The organism is Enterobacter sp. WI-ESBL-E8 (genome assembly GCF_053364895.1).
On record NZ_JBRWXJ010000001.1, the window covers coordinates 2,636,078 to 2,652,791 of the forward strand.

16 protein-coding genes are annotated in these 16,714 nt (G+C 54.3%); 6 read left to right on the forward strand and 10 right to left on the reverse strand.

The annotated features are described in order from the left end of the window. Window positions 1-14 precede the first annotated feature (14 nt). The 3 genes from ACWHWP_RS12600 to ACWHWP_RS12610 all read right to left on the reverse strand — a co-directional run bounded on the left by ACWHWP_RS12600 (window position 15) and on the right by ACWHWP_RS12610 (window position 3,357). Complete coding sequence (locus ACWHWP_RS12600) at window positions 15-878, reverse strand: fumarylacetoacetate hydrolase family protein (protein WP_063428284.1); 864 nt, start codon at window positions 876-878, stop codon at window positions 15-17. A 70-nt stretch (window positions 879-948) separates the two neighbouring features. Beyond that, window positions 949-2,193, reverse strand: a complete 1,245-nt coding sequence (locus ACWHWP_RS12605) for an MFS transporter (protein WP_063428287.1) — start codon at window positions 2,191-2,193, stop codon at window positions 949-951. Between the two features lie 75 nt (window positions 2,194-2,268). Further along, complete coding sequence (locus ACWHWP_RS12610; protein ID WP_447855735.1) at window positions 2,269-3,357, reverse strand: 4-oxalomesaconate tautomerase; 1,089 nt, start codon at window positions 3,355-3,357, stop codon at window positions 2,269-2,271. Window positions 3,358-3,510: 153 nt separating this feature from the next. On the opposite strand from ACWHWP_RS12610, the gene ACWHWP_RS12615 reads away from it, so the two are divergent. The 3 genes from ACWHWP_RS12615 to ACWHWP_RS12625 all read left to right on the forward strand — a co-directional run bounded on the left by ACWHWP_RS12615 (window position 3,511) and on the right by ACWHWP_RS12625 (window position 6,279). Continuing rightward, window positions 3,511-4,440 (forward strand): LysR family transcriptional regulator, encoded by a 930-nt coding sequence (locus ACWHWP_RS12615; RefSeq protein ID WP_063428397.1) that lies wholly within the window; start codon window positions 3,511-3,513, stop codon window positions 4,438-4,440. Between the two features lie 110 nt (window positions 4,441-4,550). Then, a complete protein-coding gene (locus tag ACWHWP_RS12620; protein ID WP_447856674.1) occupies window positions 4,551-5,264 on the forward strand; it encodes an isochorismatase family protein in 714 nt (237 codons plus the stop codon). A 61-nt stretch (window positions 5,265-5,325) separates the two neighbouring features. Further along, window positions 5,326-6,279, forward strand: coding sequence for a GlxA family transcriptional regulator (locus tag ACWHWP_RS12625; protein ID WP_447855736.1), 954 nt, complete (start codon window positions 5,326-5,328; stop codon window positions 6,277-6,279). Between the two features lie 9 nt (window positions 6,280-6,288). Here ACWHWP_RS12625 and nhoA read toward each other — a convergent pair whose 3' ends face one another. Next, window positions 6,289-7,125 carry an N-hydroxyarylamine O-acetyltransferase gene (gene nhoA / locus ACWHWP_RS12630; protein WP_447855737.1) on the reverse strand — a complete coding sequence of 279 codons (837 nt, stop codon included), beginning with the start codon at window positions 7,123-7,125 and terminating at the stop codon, window positions 6,289-6,291. A gap of 106 nt (window positions 7,126-7,231) precedes the next feature. On the opposite strand from nhoA, the gene ACWHWP_RS12635 reads away from it, so the two are divergent. Further along, window positions 7,232-7,804, forward strand: a complete 573-nt coding sequence (locus ACWHWP_RS12635; protein ID WP_447855738.1) for a flavin reductase family protein — start codon at window positions 7,232-7,234, stop codon at window positions 7,802-7,804. Between the two features lie 36 nt (window positions 7,805-7,840). Here ACWHWP_RS12635 and fusA read toward each other — a convergent pair whose 3' ends face one another. Beyond that, window positions 7,841-9,940, reverse strand: a complete 2,100-nt coding sequence (fusA, locus tag ACWHWP_RS12640; protein WP_059309957.1) for an elongation factor G — start codon at window positions 9,938-9,940, stop codon at window positions 7,841-7,843. Between the two features lie 161 nt (window positions 9,941-10,101). Here fusA and ACWHWP_RS12645 point away from each other — a divergent pair, with 161 nt between their 5' ends. Then, the gene (locus tag ACWHWP_RS12645) at window positions 10,102-10,401 is read left to right on the forward strand and encodes an ArsR/SmtB family transcription factor (protein WP_047348374.1); all 300 of its coding nucleotides are present in this window, start codon (window positions 10,102-10,104) and stop codon (window positions 10,399-10,401) included. Here the strand turns inward: ACWHWP_RS12645 and ACWHWP_RS12650 are convergent. Beyond that, window positions 10,394-11,035 (reverse strand): helix-turn-helix domain-containing protein, encoded by a 642-nt coding sequence (locus tag ACWHWP_RS12650; RefSeq protein ID WP_063428303.1) that lies wholly within the window; start codon window positions 11,033-11,035, stop codon window positions 10,394-10,396. The genes ACWHWP_RS12645 and ACWHWP_RS12650 overlap by 8 nt on opposite strands. Window positions 11,036-11,156: 121 nt before the next feature. Continuing rightward, window positions 11,157-12,485 carry a 2-hydroxycarboxylate transporter family protein gene (locus ACWHWP_RS12655; protein WP_447855739.1) on the reverse strand — a complete coding sequence of 443 codons (1,329 nt, stop codon included), beginning with the start codon at window positions 12,483-12,485 and terminating at the stop codon, window positions 11,157-11,159. Window positions 12,486-12,883: 398 nt separating this feature from the next. Here ACWHWP_RS12655 and ACWHWP_RS12660 point away from each other — a divergent pair, with 398 nt between their 5' ends. Continuing rightward, window positions 12,884-14,569 (forward strand): NAD-dependent malic enzyme, encoded by a 1,686-nt coding sequence (locus ACWHWP_RS12660; RefSeq protein ID WP_447855740.1) that lies wholly within the window; start codon window positions 12,884-12,886, stop codon window positions 14,567-14,569. Window positions 14,570-14,613: 44 nt separating this feature from the next. Here the strand turns inward: ACWHWP_RS12660 and ACWHWP_RS12665 are convergent, their stop codons facing one another. From ACWHWP_RS12665 to ACWHWP_RS12675, 3 genes are all read right to left on the reverse strand, one after another. Beyond that, entirely contained in the window at window positions 14,614-15,615 is a 1,002-nt protein-coding gene (locus tag ACWHWP_RS12665; protein ID WP_447855741.1) for a Kdo(2)-lipid IV(A) acyltransferase, read from the reverse strand. A gap of 195 nt (window positions 15,616-15,810) precedes the next feature. Next, a complete protein-coding gene (gene pptA / locus ACWHWP_RS12670; RefSeq protein WP_047348369.1) occupies window positions 15,811-16,041 on the reverse strand; it encodes a tautomerase PptA in 231 nt (76 codons plus the stop codon). A gap of 37 nt (window positions 16,042-16,078) precedes the next feature. Continuing rightward, entirely contained in the window at window positions 16,079-16,696 is a 618-nt protein-coding gene (locus ACWHWP_RS12675) for a glutathione S-transferase family protein (RefSeq protein ID WP_447855742.1), read from the reverse strand. Window positions 16,697-16,714: the final 18 nt, after the last annotated feature.

Here is a 16,714-nt window from a genome sequence, read left to right on the forward strand (position 1 = left end):
TCTCTCCTGAGCGTTTAGACAGCTAACGCTTGCGGCTGCGGTTGAGCTTCCACAATGGTATTGACCAGTCGGCCAACGTTTTCGATCTCCACTTCAACGCGATCGCCGTCGTGCATAAACAGAGGTGGATTACGCTTTTTGCCGACGCCGCCCGGCGAACCGGTAATAATGACGTCGCCGGCGCTGAGAGAGGTAAACGTGCTGATGTAGGCGATAAGATCCGCCACTTTGTGAATCATGCTGCCGGTGGAGTCATTCTGAACCAGCATGCCGTTCAGCCAGGTGTGAATGGTCAATGCGTGAGGGTCGGGGATCTCGTCCGCCGTGGTCATATACGGGCCGAAGGCGCCAGTTTGCGTCCAGTTTTTACCGGCGGTGAACCAGGCGTGCTGCCAGTCGCGCACGGAGCCGTCCATATAGCAGCTGTATCCCGCGACGTGGCTGAGCGCGTTATTAACGTCAATTCGGCTACCGGGTTTACCGACGATCACGGCCAGCTCGCCTTCGTAATCGAACTCGCTGGAGAGAACCGGTTTTATCACCGGCCGCGCATGCCCGGTTTGCGAATCAGGAAAACGGATAAACAGCGTGGGGGCATTATTCGTCTCAGCAAACTCTTTTCTTTTTTCAGCGTAATTCATCCCCACGCAGAAAATCTTTCCGGGCTCTTCTATAACGGGCAAAAAGGTGATTTCTTCAGGCCTAATATCCACCGGGCAATCGAGATATTGTCTGGCGACGTCTACCGCATCCCAGTGAAGAAGGTCTTTCAATGTCGCATATTGATGGCCGATTTTATTACCCAAATCGATAAAGCCGGATGGTGTATAAATCCCGTAGCTTTTACGGCCCTGATGAATATAGCTTGCTAATTTCATGATAATACCCGATTGATATACGTGTTCTTTCTGTGTTCACGCCCCAGGGCGTGAACACATTGCCTGACTTTTATTCTGCGGACTGGGCGGGTACCAGTACCGGTTTATTACCGGATGCCAGATACGTCGCCACCACAACGCCAACCCCGAGCAATGCCAGAATAAATCCGGTCATCCCCTGCCAGCCCATCGAATGGAAAACAAAACCGTTAATAAAACCAATCACCGAACCGCCCATGTAGTAGAAGAATAAATAGAGCGCGACGGCCTGGCCTCTTGCATGGGTTGCATTTTTACTGACCCAGCTTAAGCCGATAGAGTGACAGCCGAAGAAACAGCCGGTAAAAATTACGGCGCCAACAATAAAGGTGACAACGTTCGACGTGAGCGTCAGCAGCATGCCGAACGCCATGATCAGGAACAACACGCGCAGGACCTTCATTGCGCCATATTTTGCCGATAAGCGGCCTGCCTGCGGAGCCGTAAAGAAACTCAGGGCGAAGCTAAAGGAGAGCAGGCCTGCATTTGCCGGTGAAATATGGAACGGTTCACCTTTCAGGAAGAAGGCCAGATAGTTATACAGTGAGGTAAATGCGCCGAAGATAATAAAGCTGATGACAAACGCCAGCGCCAGATTTTTATTTTTGAAGTGCGATGCCGCCCCTTTCACCATACGCATGGCGTTAAGGCTCTGCGTAGGCTTGAAGTTTTTAGATTCAGGCAGCAGGAACTTCACCAGAACGGCAACCGCTATCAGGCTGACAGCAAATCCGTAAAAGATGACATTGATTGAAACGTGATCGATAAGCTGGCTGGCAACAATACGGCCGGACATACCGCCCATCGAGTTGCCGAAGACAAAATAGCCCGTCACGATGCCAGCCGCCACCGGTGCGACCTCTTCACTGATGTAGGCGGTGGCCGCCGCAGCGATACCGCTTAGCGCCAGACCAATCACCGCACGCAGCGCCACCAGCATCGCCCAGGATTCTACCAGCGGGCAGAGCAGCGTCAGAATGCCGCCCAACAGGAGGGAGACGATAATTAAGCGCTTCCTGCCATAGTGGTCGGATAAGGTCCCGGTAAACAGCAACCCAATTGCCAGCAAGGCCGTTTCTGCAGATAAGATAATACTCACCTGGCTGACCGGAACATTATATTCAACGGCCAGAGTCGGAAGCAGTGGCTGAATAAAAAACAGAGAAGCAAGTTCTGCTAGCCCGGATAATGCGAGTGCCAGAATTACGCGAATATGCGCGCTGGCTTTTACAGGATCGGGCGCTTTCAGGGTATTGTTAGCATGCGTTAACGCCATAATAACCTCAGTTTTATAGTTAAGGTACAGAGTATAATTGTTTAAGGTAGAACTATTTCTTAGTTTGGCTTTTACTTAATCAACTTCAGAGAGCATTTTTTCAGGCACGCAGACGACACCTTCAAATAGCTTACGGGAGGTACGAATTACCGCGGCTCGGGTATTTTCAATATTGTTCCCGTCCCTCAACAATGACACGGATATTTTTCCACTTGGGTGTTCAATATCAATAATATTGGTAAAGCGCTCTTTTGGGCGATCGGCGACAATTTTAGCGGCGACGGAGCCTTCTATAAGCGTCGCGGTCGAAATACCAATCGAGCCGGTAATGGCCAGTGATTTATGGCAGGTGTGTGGCATGAAATACCGCACCTGAAGCGTTCCGCCGTTGCGCGCCCGGCTGAGGAGAACCGGTTTAGGGATCACTTTGTTTGACACATCCCCTAAGCCCATCGCCTCGCCCGCCTGACGGCGCAGGCTCTCCAGCCTTGCTTTAAACGCCGTATCGGCATCCAGTTCCGCAGGTGACTCTCCTCCTGTTTTCCCCAGGGCCGATGCCTCAATCAATACCATCGGCATTGCCATATCAATGCAGGTAACGTCAATCCCGTCGAATACGTTTGTGACGCTGTCAGTCGGGAGTAATTTTCCTGTTTTGGAACCCGCTGAATTCAGGAAGGTTAAGCCAACGGGTGCGGCCGTACCCGGAACACCGTCAATCTGGGTATCGCCTTCATAGGTGACCCGATAATCAGGCGTTTGCACTTCCGCATCAACCAGCGTTCCGGTATTAAGATTACGGATCCGCACCGTTGTCACCGGGCTTTGCGCCTTCACCAGCCCTTTTTCTATCGCAAAGGGTCCCACCGCACAGAGCATATTGCCGCAGTTTGGCGTGGTATCGACGCGACGTTCGTTCACCATCACCTGTGCGAATAAATAATCCACATCTGCATCCGGACTGTCGGAAGGACTGACGATGGCCACCTTACTGGTTTGCGGGCTTCCACCGCCAATGCCATCAATTTCAAGTTCATGGCCTGCCCCCATCAAGCTGAGTAACACCGCGTCGCGCTCTTCGGTTTCCTCAGGCAGGTCGCTGGCCAGAATAACGGGGCCTTTTGACGTACCGCCACGCATTAATACGCAAGGGATCTTTAACATGTGTTTTTCTCATTTCGTTTTATCAGGAACGCAATAAGGTTTTCACACTCCAGTTGATAACTCTAATGTCAAAAAAAGCAGAATTAATACGTTTTGCACATTAATAACCACTGCGTTATCGTGGTTAAAGAAAAGCGAGAGCGGGATGCGGATATGCAACATGAATTACAGGGAATACAAGCGTTTGTAAAAATTGCAGAAATCGGATGTTTTACAAAAGCGTCGCAATTTCTTCATATTTCACAACCGGCGTTAACACGCAGAATTCAGAAACTGGAAGAGAGCCTGGGAACCACGCTGTTTGAGCGTTCGACGCGCAGCGTGAAGCTTACGACGGTGGGAAGAGAGTTTTTACCTAAGGCAAGGAATTTAATCGATTTTTATGAAAGCTCAATCCTGAGTATTAAAGAGATGGCGACGCATCAGGCAGGCGTGATTACGGTTTCCTGTATCCCTACCGCGGCCTTCTATTTTCTGCCATCTGTGATACGAGATTATAACAATGACTACCCAAACATCCGGATCCGCATACTTGAGCACAGTGCCAGCGATTGTCTCGAAGCGGTTTTAAATGGCGACGCAGATTTCGGCATAAATATGATAAACATCACACATCCTAATATCGATTTTGCGCCGCTGGTGAATGAACCCTTTGTTCTGGCATGCCGGCGCGACAATGAACTGGCGAAAAAACCGCTGGTCACATGGGACGATCTGGCCGGAATGAAGCTGATTGGGGTAAGACGTTCCAGCGGGAACCGTTCGCTTATCGATCAGGCTTTCGAGAAAATGGCCTGGAAACCGAACTGGTTTTATGAAGTGCGTCATCTGTCAACGTCACTGGGGATGGTGGAAGCGGGTCTCGGCGTGTCTGTGGTTCCAAGTCTGGCGATGCCGACCGATGAACATCACGTCCTTGTCAGTCGCCCGCTGATTGAACCCGTCATACGCCGAACGCTGGGGCTTGTGCAACGCCGGGAAACGCCCCTTAGTCCGGCGGCGGAAAAATTCCGCGAGCTGATTTTACATCTGTGGTCTGGCGAAAACAGCAGCCCGTGGATCGGCAAGTTTACTCAGCTGTAGCCGTCTCATATTGGCCCAAAAGTACCCTTATTTGTTCTCCAGGTGACTCCTGCCGTTGGCGACTATGCGAAATAATGACTCCCGAACACAACATAGAGGGAGTTATCGTGATGAAACCATTTTTTCGTACGGCATTGATGATCGGCATGATGAGCGCATTTTCAACTTATGCTATCGCACAGGAGACAACCAGCATGAATAGCAAAACCATTCGCGCGATGACGGGCGCAGCGGCAACCCCATCCTTATCGGCTTCTGAAACCGCGTTAATCGTGGTGGATATTCAAAACGAATATTACGCATCAAAAGATTTTCGTGGTCAGATGGTTATCCCGGATGGTGAAAAGGTACTGAAGAACAGCCAGAAACTGGTCGACTATGCCCATCAAAAAGGGCTGCCAGTTTACTTCGTGCGTCATATAGGGCCGAAGGATAGCCCGATCTTCGCCGAAGGGTCCATCTATGCGCAATTCCATAAAGATCTGCAACCTTCTGCGCAAGACACCATTATCACCAAAGCGACCCCAAGCTCTTTTGTTGGCACCGATCTGGATGCGCAATTAAAGAAAAAAGGAATTAAAAAGGTCATCGTAATTGGCCTGATGACGCACATGTGTATTTCGTCAACCGCACGTGACGCTGTACCGCTGGGTTACAGCGTGATTATTCCTGAAGATGCAACGGCAACACGCGATCTGGACGATGGCCAGGGCGGCGTGGTGGATCACAAAACACTGCAACGAGCGGCATTAGCCGGTGTGGCCGATGTATTCGCTGAGGTAATGACCACCAAAGACGTTATGGCATTGCCGGTCACAAAATAAGACCGGACTTGATCCATGTCGCCAGCCAGACTTCTATACTGGCTGGCACATGGAGGCTTTTATGACGTTGAAAATTGGTATTGTGGTATTTGATGGGATCATCCCTTTTCACCTTTCGGTGCCGTATGCCGTGTTTGAGAAAGCGCTCACGCCACAAGGCGAGCCCCTTTGTCAACTGGTCGTTTGCGCCACGACGCCCGGCGTACTGAAGACAAATGCCGGATTTTCGATCGTTGTTGAGCGTGGGCTTGATGCTCTGGCAGGAATGGATATGGTGATCGTCCCAAGCTGGGATGTTCCCGATCGTGCCCCAGATTCCGAGCTCTTGCTGGCGCTGAAAAAGGCCCATGCTGCGGGTGCACGCATTGTGGGCTTATGCATGGGTGCGTTTGTGGTTGCCGCCTCGGGGTTACTGGAACATCGCCCTGCGACAACGCACTGGCGATGGGCGGCTGACTTTCAGCGCCTCTATCCCTCCGTGCAAATGGACAAAGATGTGCTTTATATTGATGATGGTGACGTTGTCACATCTGCGGGAACGGCGGCCAGCATTGACTGCTGCCTGCATCTGGTGCGTCAGGCATGGGGAGCAGAAGTGGCAAACAGCGTAGCGCGCTTGCTGGTTGTTCCCCCCCACCGCCAGGGTGGGCAGCGGCAGTATGTAGAGCTGCCGGTTCAGAATACGCGTCGCGGGGACTATTTCACCGATGCGCTGGCGTGGGCAACGGAGAATCTTCAGCTCGCACTCACACTGGACTGCGTGGCGGAAAAGGCCTGCATGAGCCGACGCAGCTTCACCCGCCGTTTTCAGCAAACAACCGGGGAGAGTTTTTCGCGCTGGCTGATTAATCAACGCATTATCGTCGCGCAACGCTATCTTGAAAAAACTGACCAGCCGGTGGATGACATTGCTGAGCGAGTCGGTTTTCCCTCGACAACGTCCTTGCGACGTCACTTTAACAATCTGCTGAATACGTCGCCTTCCCGCTATCGACGCGAATTTCGCGGGCGATAGCGGTCCAGGTTATTTCCCGTGAGTATCAAACCCCGCCATGACCGCCGTAAGTTCTGCCAGTGAAAAACCGTGCTTCGGATCGTCAACGCCCAGCCCAAAGCGTTCCTGCATCAGCTGATACAGCGCCGCAGCGTCGGGAAGATGGATCTGCTCCTCTACATGGCCATTCTGCCAGTGGGTAAAGTTAAAGTTGGTCAGCGTCAGCTTGCCGCCGTCCGGCAGATGGCGGCACATCAGCAGATGATGGCGGAAATGCGACTGCGGCCAGTGCGCCGACCAGAAATTCCCCATCACGTAATCGCTGAAATACTGCGTCGTCAGGTCAAAGTGGTACATCGACTGCCAGTGCTCGTGATGACGGAACTGCAGCACCCAGTCATTCCCCTCGCTCAGCAGACGATAAAGCCCGTGCGGCGTCTCCTGTTCTTCGTTGGCCAGCAGGCGAATCGGCGCCGTCAGCGTCTGGCCGCCAAACCCAACGTCGGCAATCCAGCGCTCGCCGTTCAGCTCCACCAGCAGCAGGCGGTGCGTGCGCGGCGGCATTTGTGGTGGATTAGCCAATACCACGCGCCCAAGCACGCTGCGCACCGTAAACCCGACTTCGCGCAAGACGCGATCGAACAGGCCGTTTTGCTCAAAGCAGTATCCCCCGCGACGGGCGGTCACCAGTTTGTCGACCAGACACGGGTCTTCAAGATGAATTTCGCGCGGCAGGACGACATCGATATTCTCAAACGGGATCGCGCAGTTGTGATGTAAGTGCAGCGCGCGCAGGGTGTCGATATCCGCAGAAGCCGGTTGCTTCCAGCCGATGCGAGCAAAATAGGCAGTCAGAAAGGGAGACATGCATCAGTTTCCTTTAAAAGTGATGTTTTGTTTATAAACTAATTTTACGCGTTCACTTTGATTTCCGTGCTTTTTCTGCATACTCGATTGTTTACGAGGAGAATCTATGAGCCCCTTTCGCCCTGTTGAATTACGTCATGCCAGCCGCCTGCTGAACCACGGCCCTACCGTGCTGATTACCAGCCGGGATGAAACCCTGGACAGACGCAACGTGATGGCCGCCGCATGGTCAATGCCCGTCGAATTTGAACCGCCGCGTATTGCCATTGTGGTGGATAAAAGCGCCTGGTCGCGCGAACTGATAGAACGCAGCGGGAAGTTTGGCATCGTCATCCCCGGCGTGGCGGCGGCCAACTGGACTTACGCGGTGGGTAGCGTCAGCGGGCGTGATGAAGACAAATTCAACTGCTACGGGATCCCGGTCGTAAACGGCCCCGAACTCTGCCTGCCGGTCATTGAAGAAAAATGTCTGGCGTGGATGGAGTGTCGATTATTACCCGCCACATCGGCGGCAGAAAAGTACGATACGCTGTTTGGCGAAGTGGTATCGGCGGCGGCAGATGAACGCGCGTTTGTCGCCGGACGCTGGCAGTTTGACGGCGATAAGCTGAATACGCTGCATCACCTTGGGGCCGGGACGTTTGTGGCGAGTGGGAAGATGGTGAAGGCGCCGGATTGAGAAAACCCTCCCCCTATAAGGGAGAGGGTAAACGTACTACTTCGCACGCCGCGCAATAATCTCATCCGCAACATTTCGCGGGGCTTCCGCAAAATGATGGAACTCCATCGTGTACGTCGCGCGTCCCTGGGACATCGAGCGCAAAGTCGTGGCGTAACCAAACATCTCGGCCAGCGGCACATCAGCACGAATAATCTGGCTTCCGTACTGCTCTTCCATCCCCTGCACCATGCCACGGCGGGAGGAGAGATCGCCCATAATGTTACCGGCGTACTCCTCTGGTGTTTCCACCTCCACGTGCATGATTGGCTCAAGGATCGCCGGATCCGCCCTGCGAGCGCCCTCTTTAAAGCCGAGGATCGCCGCCATGCGGAACGCCATCTCCGAGGAGTCGACTTCGTGATACGAACCAAACGTCAGCGTCGCTTTGACATCGACAACCGGATACCCCGCCAGAACGCCGCTGTTCATGGCTTCACGCAGCCCTTTCTCAACGGACGGGATATACTCGCGCGGCACCACGCCGCCCTTGGTGGCATCTTCAAACGTAAAGCCGCTGCCGGGGTCGGTCGGCTCAAGGCTCAGCACTACGTGACCGTACTGCCCTTTGCCGCCGGACTGACGGACAAATTTGCCTTCGATATCCTTCACCGCTTTACGCAAGGTTTCGCGGTAGGTTACCTGCGGACGACCAATGTTCGCCTCGACGCCAAACTCACGCTTCATGCGATCGACGATAATCTCCAGGTGTAGCTCACCCATCCCGGAGATAATGGTCTGGCCGGACTCTTCGTCAGTGTGCAGGCGGAAAGACGGATCTTCCGCCGCCAGACGCTGCAGCGCGATCCCCATTTTCTCCTGATCGCCTTTCGTTTTCGGTTCGATCGCCAGCGAGATAACCGGATCCGGGAACTCCATCCGCTCAAGCGTGATCACCGCGTTCGGGTCGGTTAAGGTGTCACCCGTGGTCACATCTTTCAGCCCAACGCAGGCAGCGATATCCCCGGCGCGCAGTTCGTCCACCTCGTGGCGATCGTTGGCATGCATCAGCACGATACGCCCGATACGCTCTTTCTTCCCTTTCACCGGGTTATACACCGCGTCGCCTTTGCGCAACACGCCAGAGTAAACGCGGATAAAGGTCAGTTGCCCAACGTACGGGTCGCTCATCAGCTTAAACGCCAGCGCCGAAAACGGTTCGTCATCGCTGGGGTGACGTTCCGCGTGCTGCCCTTTTTCATCCACGCCGTCAATCGCCGGCACGTCCAGCGGCGACGGCATCAGCTCAATGACCGCATCGAGCATGCGCTGCACGCCCTTGTTTTTAAACGCGCTGCCGCACAGCATCGGCTGGATTTCACCCGAGATGGTGCGAATACGCAGCCCCCTGATGATTTCCGCTTCGTCCAGATCGCCCGTTTCCAGGTATTTATCCATCAGATCGTCGCTGGCTTCTGCCGCCGCAGAGACCATCTTTTCCCGCCATTCCTGAGCGGTTTTCACTAAGTCATCCGGCACGGGCGCATAGGTGAACACCATGCCCTGGGTGGCATCGTCCCACAGAATGGTGCGCATCTTGATGAGATCCACCACGCCGGTGAAATGCTCTTCCGCGCCAACCGGAATCACAATCGGTACCGGATTCGCCTTCAGGCGCTCCTGCATCATCCGCACCACGCGGAAGAAATCGGCGCCCGGACGGTCCATTTTGTTAACGAAGGCCAGACGCGGCACGTGATACTTATTCGCCTGACGCCAGACGGTTTCGGACTGAGGCTGCACGCCGCCCACGGAGTCGTACACCATCACGGCACCGTCGAGAACGCGCATGGAGCGTTCCACCTCAATGGTGAAATCCACGTGCCCCGGGGTGTCGATGATGTTGATCCGGTGCGGTTCAAACCCTCTGTCCATACCCGGCCAGAAGCAGCTGACGGCTGCGGACGTAATGGTGATCCCGCGCTCTTGCTCCTGCGCCATCCAGTCGGTTGTTGCCGCGCCATCGTGTACTTCACCCAGCTTGTGGCTCATCCCGGTGTAAAACAGGATGCGCTCGGTGGTGGTTGTTTTACCGGCATCGATATGCGCGGAGATACCGATGTTGCGATAACGTTCGAGGGGGATGGGTCGGGGCATGATATTTCCTTAAGTCTCTATGACCTGTGTGTGACGACCGGTATGGTCGTGTATTCGTTCGTTTGCTATAATAGTCCTATTGTACGAGTATTATCGAACTTTTTTTTAATGGTTGACCTATTGTTGATATAGCTCAATCTGACACCACACGCAGGAAAACGATGATCCCTAACCATCCCGAAACTGAACAAATACTGCTGGAAAATGTGCTGTTTGCCCTCGGCAACCCGCTCCGGCTGTCGATTATTCGCCGGCTGGCCGACGGCAGCGAACTCAGCTGCAACGCACTGCGCCCGGAGGATGTAGTGAAATCGACAATGACACACCACTGGCGCGTGTTGCGCGACAGCGGCGTCATCTGGCAGCGTCCGCAGGGACGAGAAAATATGATTTCGTTGCGCAGAGAGGATCTGGATACCCGTTTTCCCGGGCTGATGAAGATACTGCTGCAGGTTAAATAATTTCAGTCCCTTCCAGGCGATAGACCGGGATCCGCCGGGTGGTTTTGGTGAGCGTATCAAACACCTCGGCGTCGGACGTCACGATCCTCATCCCTGTCTTGCGTAATCTTTGCACATCGGCCGCGATACGCTGGATGCCAAACCAGAAAAGCCCGTCGAGTGCCGTCACCGACAGTCCGTTTTCCAGCGCCAGTTTGAGGCGTTCCTTCGGGGCTTTAACCTGCTGGGCAATTTGCCGGTAAGGCACTTCACTGCATCCTGTCACGTCACTGCGCTGGATACGCGTTTTAAGTTGATAGGTAAATTCGTCAGGTATTCCGTCGAGATCCCTTTTAAGGCTATAGACGCAGCCAAAGCGCTTGCCGTTGAACAGAACATTTTTCTGACTGAGCTGAAGCTCTTTTCTGACAACATCTATCAGCTGGGGTGCACGGGTAAGGAGTAGTCTGAAGGGCAGCTCGAAGCTGGTGACGTAATCCACATTAAGCAACGCGAGACGCAGCCGCTCCTCTGCACCGGACTGTTGCTCACGACACTCCTCCATCACCTCTGCCCACTGGCGCGTCAGGCGCTCCGGCTCGGCGGCTTCGGTAAGGAGATATTTTTCAATCTGATAATCAACTCTTCCGGTCATCGTGTGGTATCCCGTCGCTGTGGATGCGGTAATTCTATACAGCGCGGTGATATTTATAAAGGACTGAACCGCAGCGGCATCCTGAAAATGTCGTTGCGATTCAGCATCCTGACGTTTCAGATCAGTGCGCCATAATCCATCCCATCAGCAGCGTGGCGGAAATCACCGTCGACGCGCCGCCGATGCGGGTGGCAATCTGCGCAAACGGCATGAGCGACATCCGGTTAGAGGCCGACAAAATAGCCACATCCCCCGTTCCGCCCAGACCGCTGTGGCAGCAGGTCACAATGGCCGCTTCCACGGGATACATATTCAGACGCGACGCAATAAAGTAGCCGCTCAGCGCCATCGCAATCACGACCGAGCCGCACACCACCACGTATCCCACCGAGAAGACCGACACCACGCTCTCAAGCGGAACGTATAACATCCCGAGGCCGATCATCAGCGGCCAGACAAGCGCGGCCGAGACGAATTTATAGCAGCTGTGCGCCCCCTGCTCCATGGAGGCCGGGATTACCCTGAAGTACTTACACAGGACGGCAATCAGGATCATCAGCACCGGGCCGGGAATGTGGACCAGTTTTTCAAACAATCCACCGACGATGAAAAAAGCGCACACCATCAGCAACCCGCCGCCCATCAGATGAAAATCCGTCTGTTGAGCACTTTGCGCCCCGGTAAACAGGCTGGCGTCCTCTTTGCTTCGGGTCAGCATGCCGTTACCCGTAAGCGCGGGACGTTTTGCCCCGAGACGCGCCAGCGAGCCTGCACAAATAATGGCGAAGATGTTCCCAACGACCGCAGCGGGTGCCAGCTGCGCAACGTAGACGTCCGGCGTGTGTCCCAGTATTGCCGAATAGGCCAGGGACAGGGGCAAAATCCCCTCGCCAATCCCGCCGCCAATAATCGGAACGATGATAAAGAAGAACGTGTGGTAAGGCGTATAGCCAAACAACGATCCTACAATGATCCCGCTCAGCACGGCCATGAATGTCCCTGCCACCAGCGGAACAAACATGCGCATCATCCCCTGGATCAGCAGTACCCGGTTCATCCCCAGAATGCTGCCGACCACCAGGCAGGCGATGACGAAATAGAGCAGATTCGCCTCTTTCATCAGCAGATGCACCGTATCAAGGGTCTGTTGGCCGAATGCGCCAAAGTAGACCAGCACGGAGGGCACCATCAGGCACAGGATCGCCGGGCCGCCGATGTCTTTCAGCAGGGGGATTTGACGCCCTACTTTGGCAAACGCGAAGCCGAGGGTCATGATGACCGCGAGTCCGCCAATCATATTTTTCGGCAGTAGCCCTGCCCAGGCGGATGTCGCCACAATGGCGGCAATCCCGACAAACAGCATCAGCGGGACAGCGCCAACCTCGGTATTGAGCCCAAAGGCGAAACGCGAGGTCGGCAGCGCAGAAGTCGGTACAGGATTATCTTTCATATAATCACCTGAAAATTGTGTTCGGATATACAGATAAAGGAATAGGCTGGAAACCATTCCTGATAAAATAAATATTTTTAAATATAAATAATGAATTATGCGGCCTTTTCTAAAATCAGGCTCAGGATGAAATTAACATGCGCCCCCGAAGAGAAATGTGAACACAACAACGCTTTCCTTTTAAATAATTTAATTCATCATTATGTAACTAAAGTTATTCGTGGCGATCAATGCATACCTTTTTGAAATTAATAAAACCAGAAAGAATGTGAACTTTATCACTCCTGCTCCGCTAGCCAGGCGCTAAATTACCCCCCAATCAATCACACAAATACCGTGTCTTTAAAACCATTAAAGCCGCTGTTTTTACTCGCCTTTTAAATAGTCAGGAGTTAACCATGTCTCGCAAAAAAGTGCTGTATACGCCCTATAACGGAGCCGTACTGCTGGAGAACCCGTTATTAAATAAAGGGCTCGCTTTCATTAAAGAAGAGCGGGATAATTTTAACCTTCATGGGCTATTGCCGCACAACGTTGAAACCATTGAAGAACAAACCGAACGTGCCTGGGTGCAGTTCTGCCATTTTAAAAGTGATATTTCCCGTCATGTTTATCTGCGCAATATTCAGGATACTAATGAAACCCTCTTTTATAATCTCCTGCGTTTGCATCTGAAAGAGACGCTGCCAATTATCTATACCCCGACAGTGGGTGAAGCCTGCGAGCATTTCTCGACGATTTATCGCCGCGCGCGCGGGTTATTTATTTCATGGCCTAACCGCCATCGCATTGATGAGATGCTGCAAAGCTTCTCGCGCAACGACATCCGCGTAATTGTAGTGACGGATGGGGAACGTATTTTAGGGCTTGGCGATCAGGGTATCGGCGGAATGGGCATCCCGATTGGCAAGCTGTCGCTGTATACCGCCTGCGGGGGGATCCATCCGGCCTCTACCCTCCCGATCATGCTGGACGTCGGTACCAATAATCAGCAGCACCTGGACGACCCGATGTACATGGGCTGGCGTCATCCGCGCATCAGCGACGATCAATACGCCGAGTTTATGGATATGTTTGTCAGCACCGTCAGGGCGCGCTGGCCCAACGTTCTTCTGCAGTTTGAAGACTTTGCCCAGAAAAACGCCACCAGACTGCTCCAGCGCTACCGCGACCAGCTGTGCTGCTTCAATGATGACATTCAGGGAACGGCAGCCGTTACCGCAGGTACGCTGATTGCGGCGGCCCATGCCGCGGGCACGCGCATTCGCGACCAGCGCGTGGTCTTCCTGGGCAGCGGTTCCGCCGGATGCGGGATAGCAGAAAAAATTGTGGCGCTAATGGTGGATGACGGCCTGACCGAGTCCGAAGCCCGCAGCCGGATCTTCATGGTCGATCGCTTCGGCCTGCTGACCGACGACATGACCAACCTGCTCGATTTCCAGAAAAACCTGCTCACCGCGCGCGACGCCATTAGCCGCTGGCAGGTAGAGACGAAGAATATTTCCCTGCTGGACGTAGTGAAGAACGCACACCCAACGGTGATGATTGGCGTTTCGGGCCAGCCGGGGCTGTTTAGCGAAGAGATTGTCAAAGAGATGCATCGCCACTGCCCGCGCCCGATTATCATGCCGCTTTCGAACCCGACGTCACGGGCGGAGGCTCAGCCGCAGGATCTTATCGCCTGGACTCAGGGCGCCGCGCTGGTGGCTACCGGCAGCCCGTTTGCCCCGGTCTTCTGGCAGGACACGCAGTACGACATCGCCCAGTGTAACAACGCCTATATTTTCCCGGGGCTGGGATTAGGGGTTCTGGCCTGTAACGCGCGCCGGGTAACCGAAGAGATGCTGATGGCAGCAAGCCGCAGCCTGGCGGCGCAGTCTCCGCTGGTCACAACGGAAAAAGGGGGATTGCTGCCGCCGGTTGACTGTATTGAAACGGTGTCACGCCAGATAGCCGTCGCCGTGGCACGGGCCGCAATTGCCCAGGGCGTTGCCCCGGCGATAGATGATGAGACGTTGATGGCGCGCATCGAGAAGACCTGGTGGCAGGCGGACTATGCGCCTTACCGCCGCTCCGCGCTGTAGGATCGGTCATGCCCTCACCGCGCGGTGAGGGCCCTGGTGCTGTTTTAATGTTGTACGCCCGAGCGGTCGGAAAAATCGTCGACGGACAGAATATCAGCCCGCGGTGCCGCCGTTTTGCGGCGGGCATACCGGTCAGGCTGGCCTTCAGGACGCGTTTTGAAGCGACGGTGCAGCCACATATACTGCTCTGGCGCCATCCGTACCGCGCGCTCAATTGCCCTGTTCATCTGCGTCGCAACGGATTCTTTATCTCCCCCCTGCAGCGCTTCACCGATATCCTCCAGAATAATCAGCTCGTAACCTGAGCCGTCCGCCCTGCGCCGCGGCACGAAGGGGATGACGGCAGGCCGCGCGCTTTTGACCAGCATATAGCTGCCCGCCGTCGTGGCGGCATCCGGCACCGCAAAAAACGGCACGAAGACGCTATTGGTTTTGCCATAGTCGTGATCCGGGGCGTACCACAAAATTTCATTCTGCTTCAGCGAGCGGATCATGCCTTTTAAATCATAGCGGTCGAGCATGGTTTTATTGGAACGCAGGCGCCCGCGCGTCTGCAGCCAGTCCAGCAGCGCGTTATTGTTAGGACGATACACCCCAATGCCGGGGTTAAGCATGCCAAAGATCCGCGCGCCCAGCTCAAGGGTGAGGAAATGCATGCCCACGAGCACCACGCCATTGCCTTTCGCCCGCGCCTTTTCCATGTGCTCATAGCCCACCACGGTATAGCATTTCTGCACCCGCCACGCCGGCCAGAACCATGCCATCCCGGTTTCGATCACCCCCATGCCTACCGATTCAAAATTACGCTGCAGCAACGTCTCGCGTTCATTCTCATTCATCTCAGGAAAGCAAAGCTCAAGGTTGCGGCGGGCAATCTCGACGCGCCGGGGGAGCAGGCGCATCGCCAGCCGCCCAAGGCCGTGACCGATTCGAAACAACAGCGGATAAGGCAGCAGCATGATGAGCCACAGCGCGGCAATGCCGGCCCAGCTGAGCCAGTAACGGGGGTGAAGAAAAGCGAGGGAAAACCGCGGTAATTTTGTCATCAGAAAATTATCCTTTAACGTGTCTGTCCTTAACTGATTCTGTTGAAGATCTTTCCTAAGGATTTATGAAATGTCAGTCAGAAACGTAAAGTGTAGCGGATAAGACAAAACGCATTTTTATCGATTTTTGCGAAAAGCGGGATGACAGGCGGGGAAAGCCGGGGAAGAACGGATCCGCTCCCCGGCACAAAGATCCTACATTGAGTAGCCGGGCTTCTTAATCAGCTCGTCCAGCTTCGGTCCTATTTCGGTATCCCAGACCTGCGCTTTCCAGTCCTCCTGATTCACCTGGTTCAACGCCACCGACACGGAACTGTCTTTGCTGTTGAAATGGCGAATAATCACCTCGGCAATATCCGCCGCCAGGGCGGTTTTTTGTTCGTCGTTCAAATCACGGGGAAAACATTTGATATCTACGTGTGGCATATGCAGGCTTCCAGTTGTGAGTCAGGGCTCCACGTTATCAGATAATATCGTTGACCTTTAACACCTTGTGCAGTTCCGGCAGCTGGCATACGGTATCCGCGACGGCCGTTAGTTTCGGCGTATTGGCCGCAAACCAGGCGTGTCGGGGTCCCCAGGTGCGCGCCACCGCAATATACACGTCCAGCAGCGTCAGCCGTTCACCCAGCGCAAACGGGGCAGCGCTGAGCTGTTCTTCGAACCACAAATAGAGGGATTTCCGGTACTCGATGCAGTTTTTCTGCAGCTGCTCCGGCGCGTCCGGCGCCCAGCGTTCGGGATAGTCGGCATACGTAAACGTGGGATAGACGTTCGCCACAAACCAGATGAGCAAACGCTGAAACTGCTGGCGTTCAGCCTGACCTACGGGCGGGGCGAGATCGGGACACCTGTCGAGCACCATCAGGGCAATCGCCGCCGTTTCGGTCATGATGGCGCCATTTTCCAGCTCCAGCGTCGGCACCTGGCACAGCGGGTTCAGCTTGTGCAGCAACTCACGCTGCGGACCGGGCTGATCAAACCCGTCCACGTTGATAAATTGATAAGGGATATCAGCCAGGGTTAGCATCACTTCACTGATTGCCGAGCCCCAGCCGGGTACGCCATAGAGTTTAATCATGTTGCCCCCTGAGGGTGA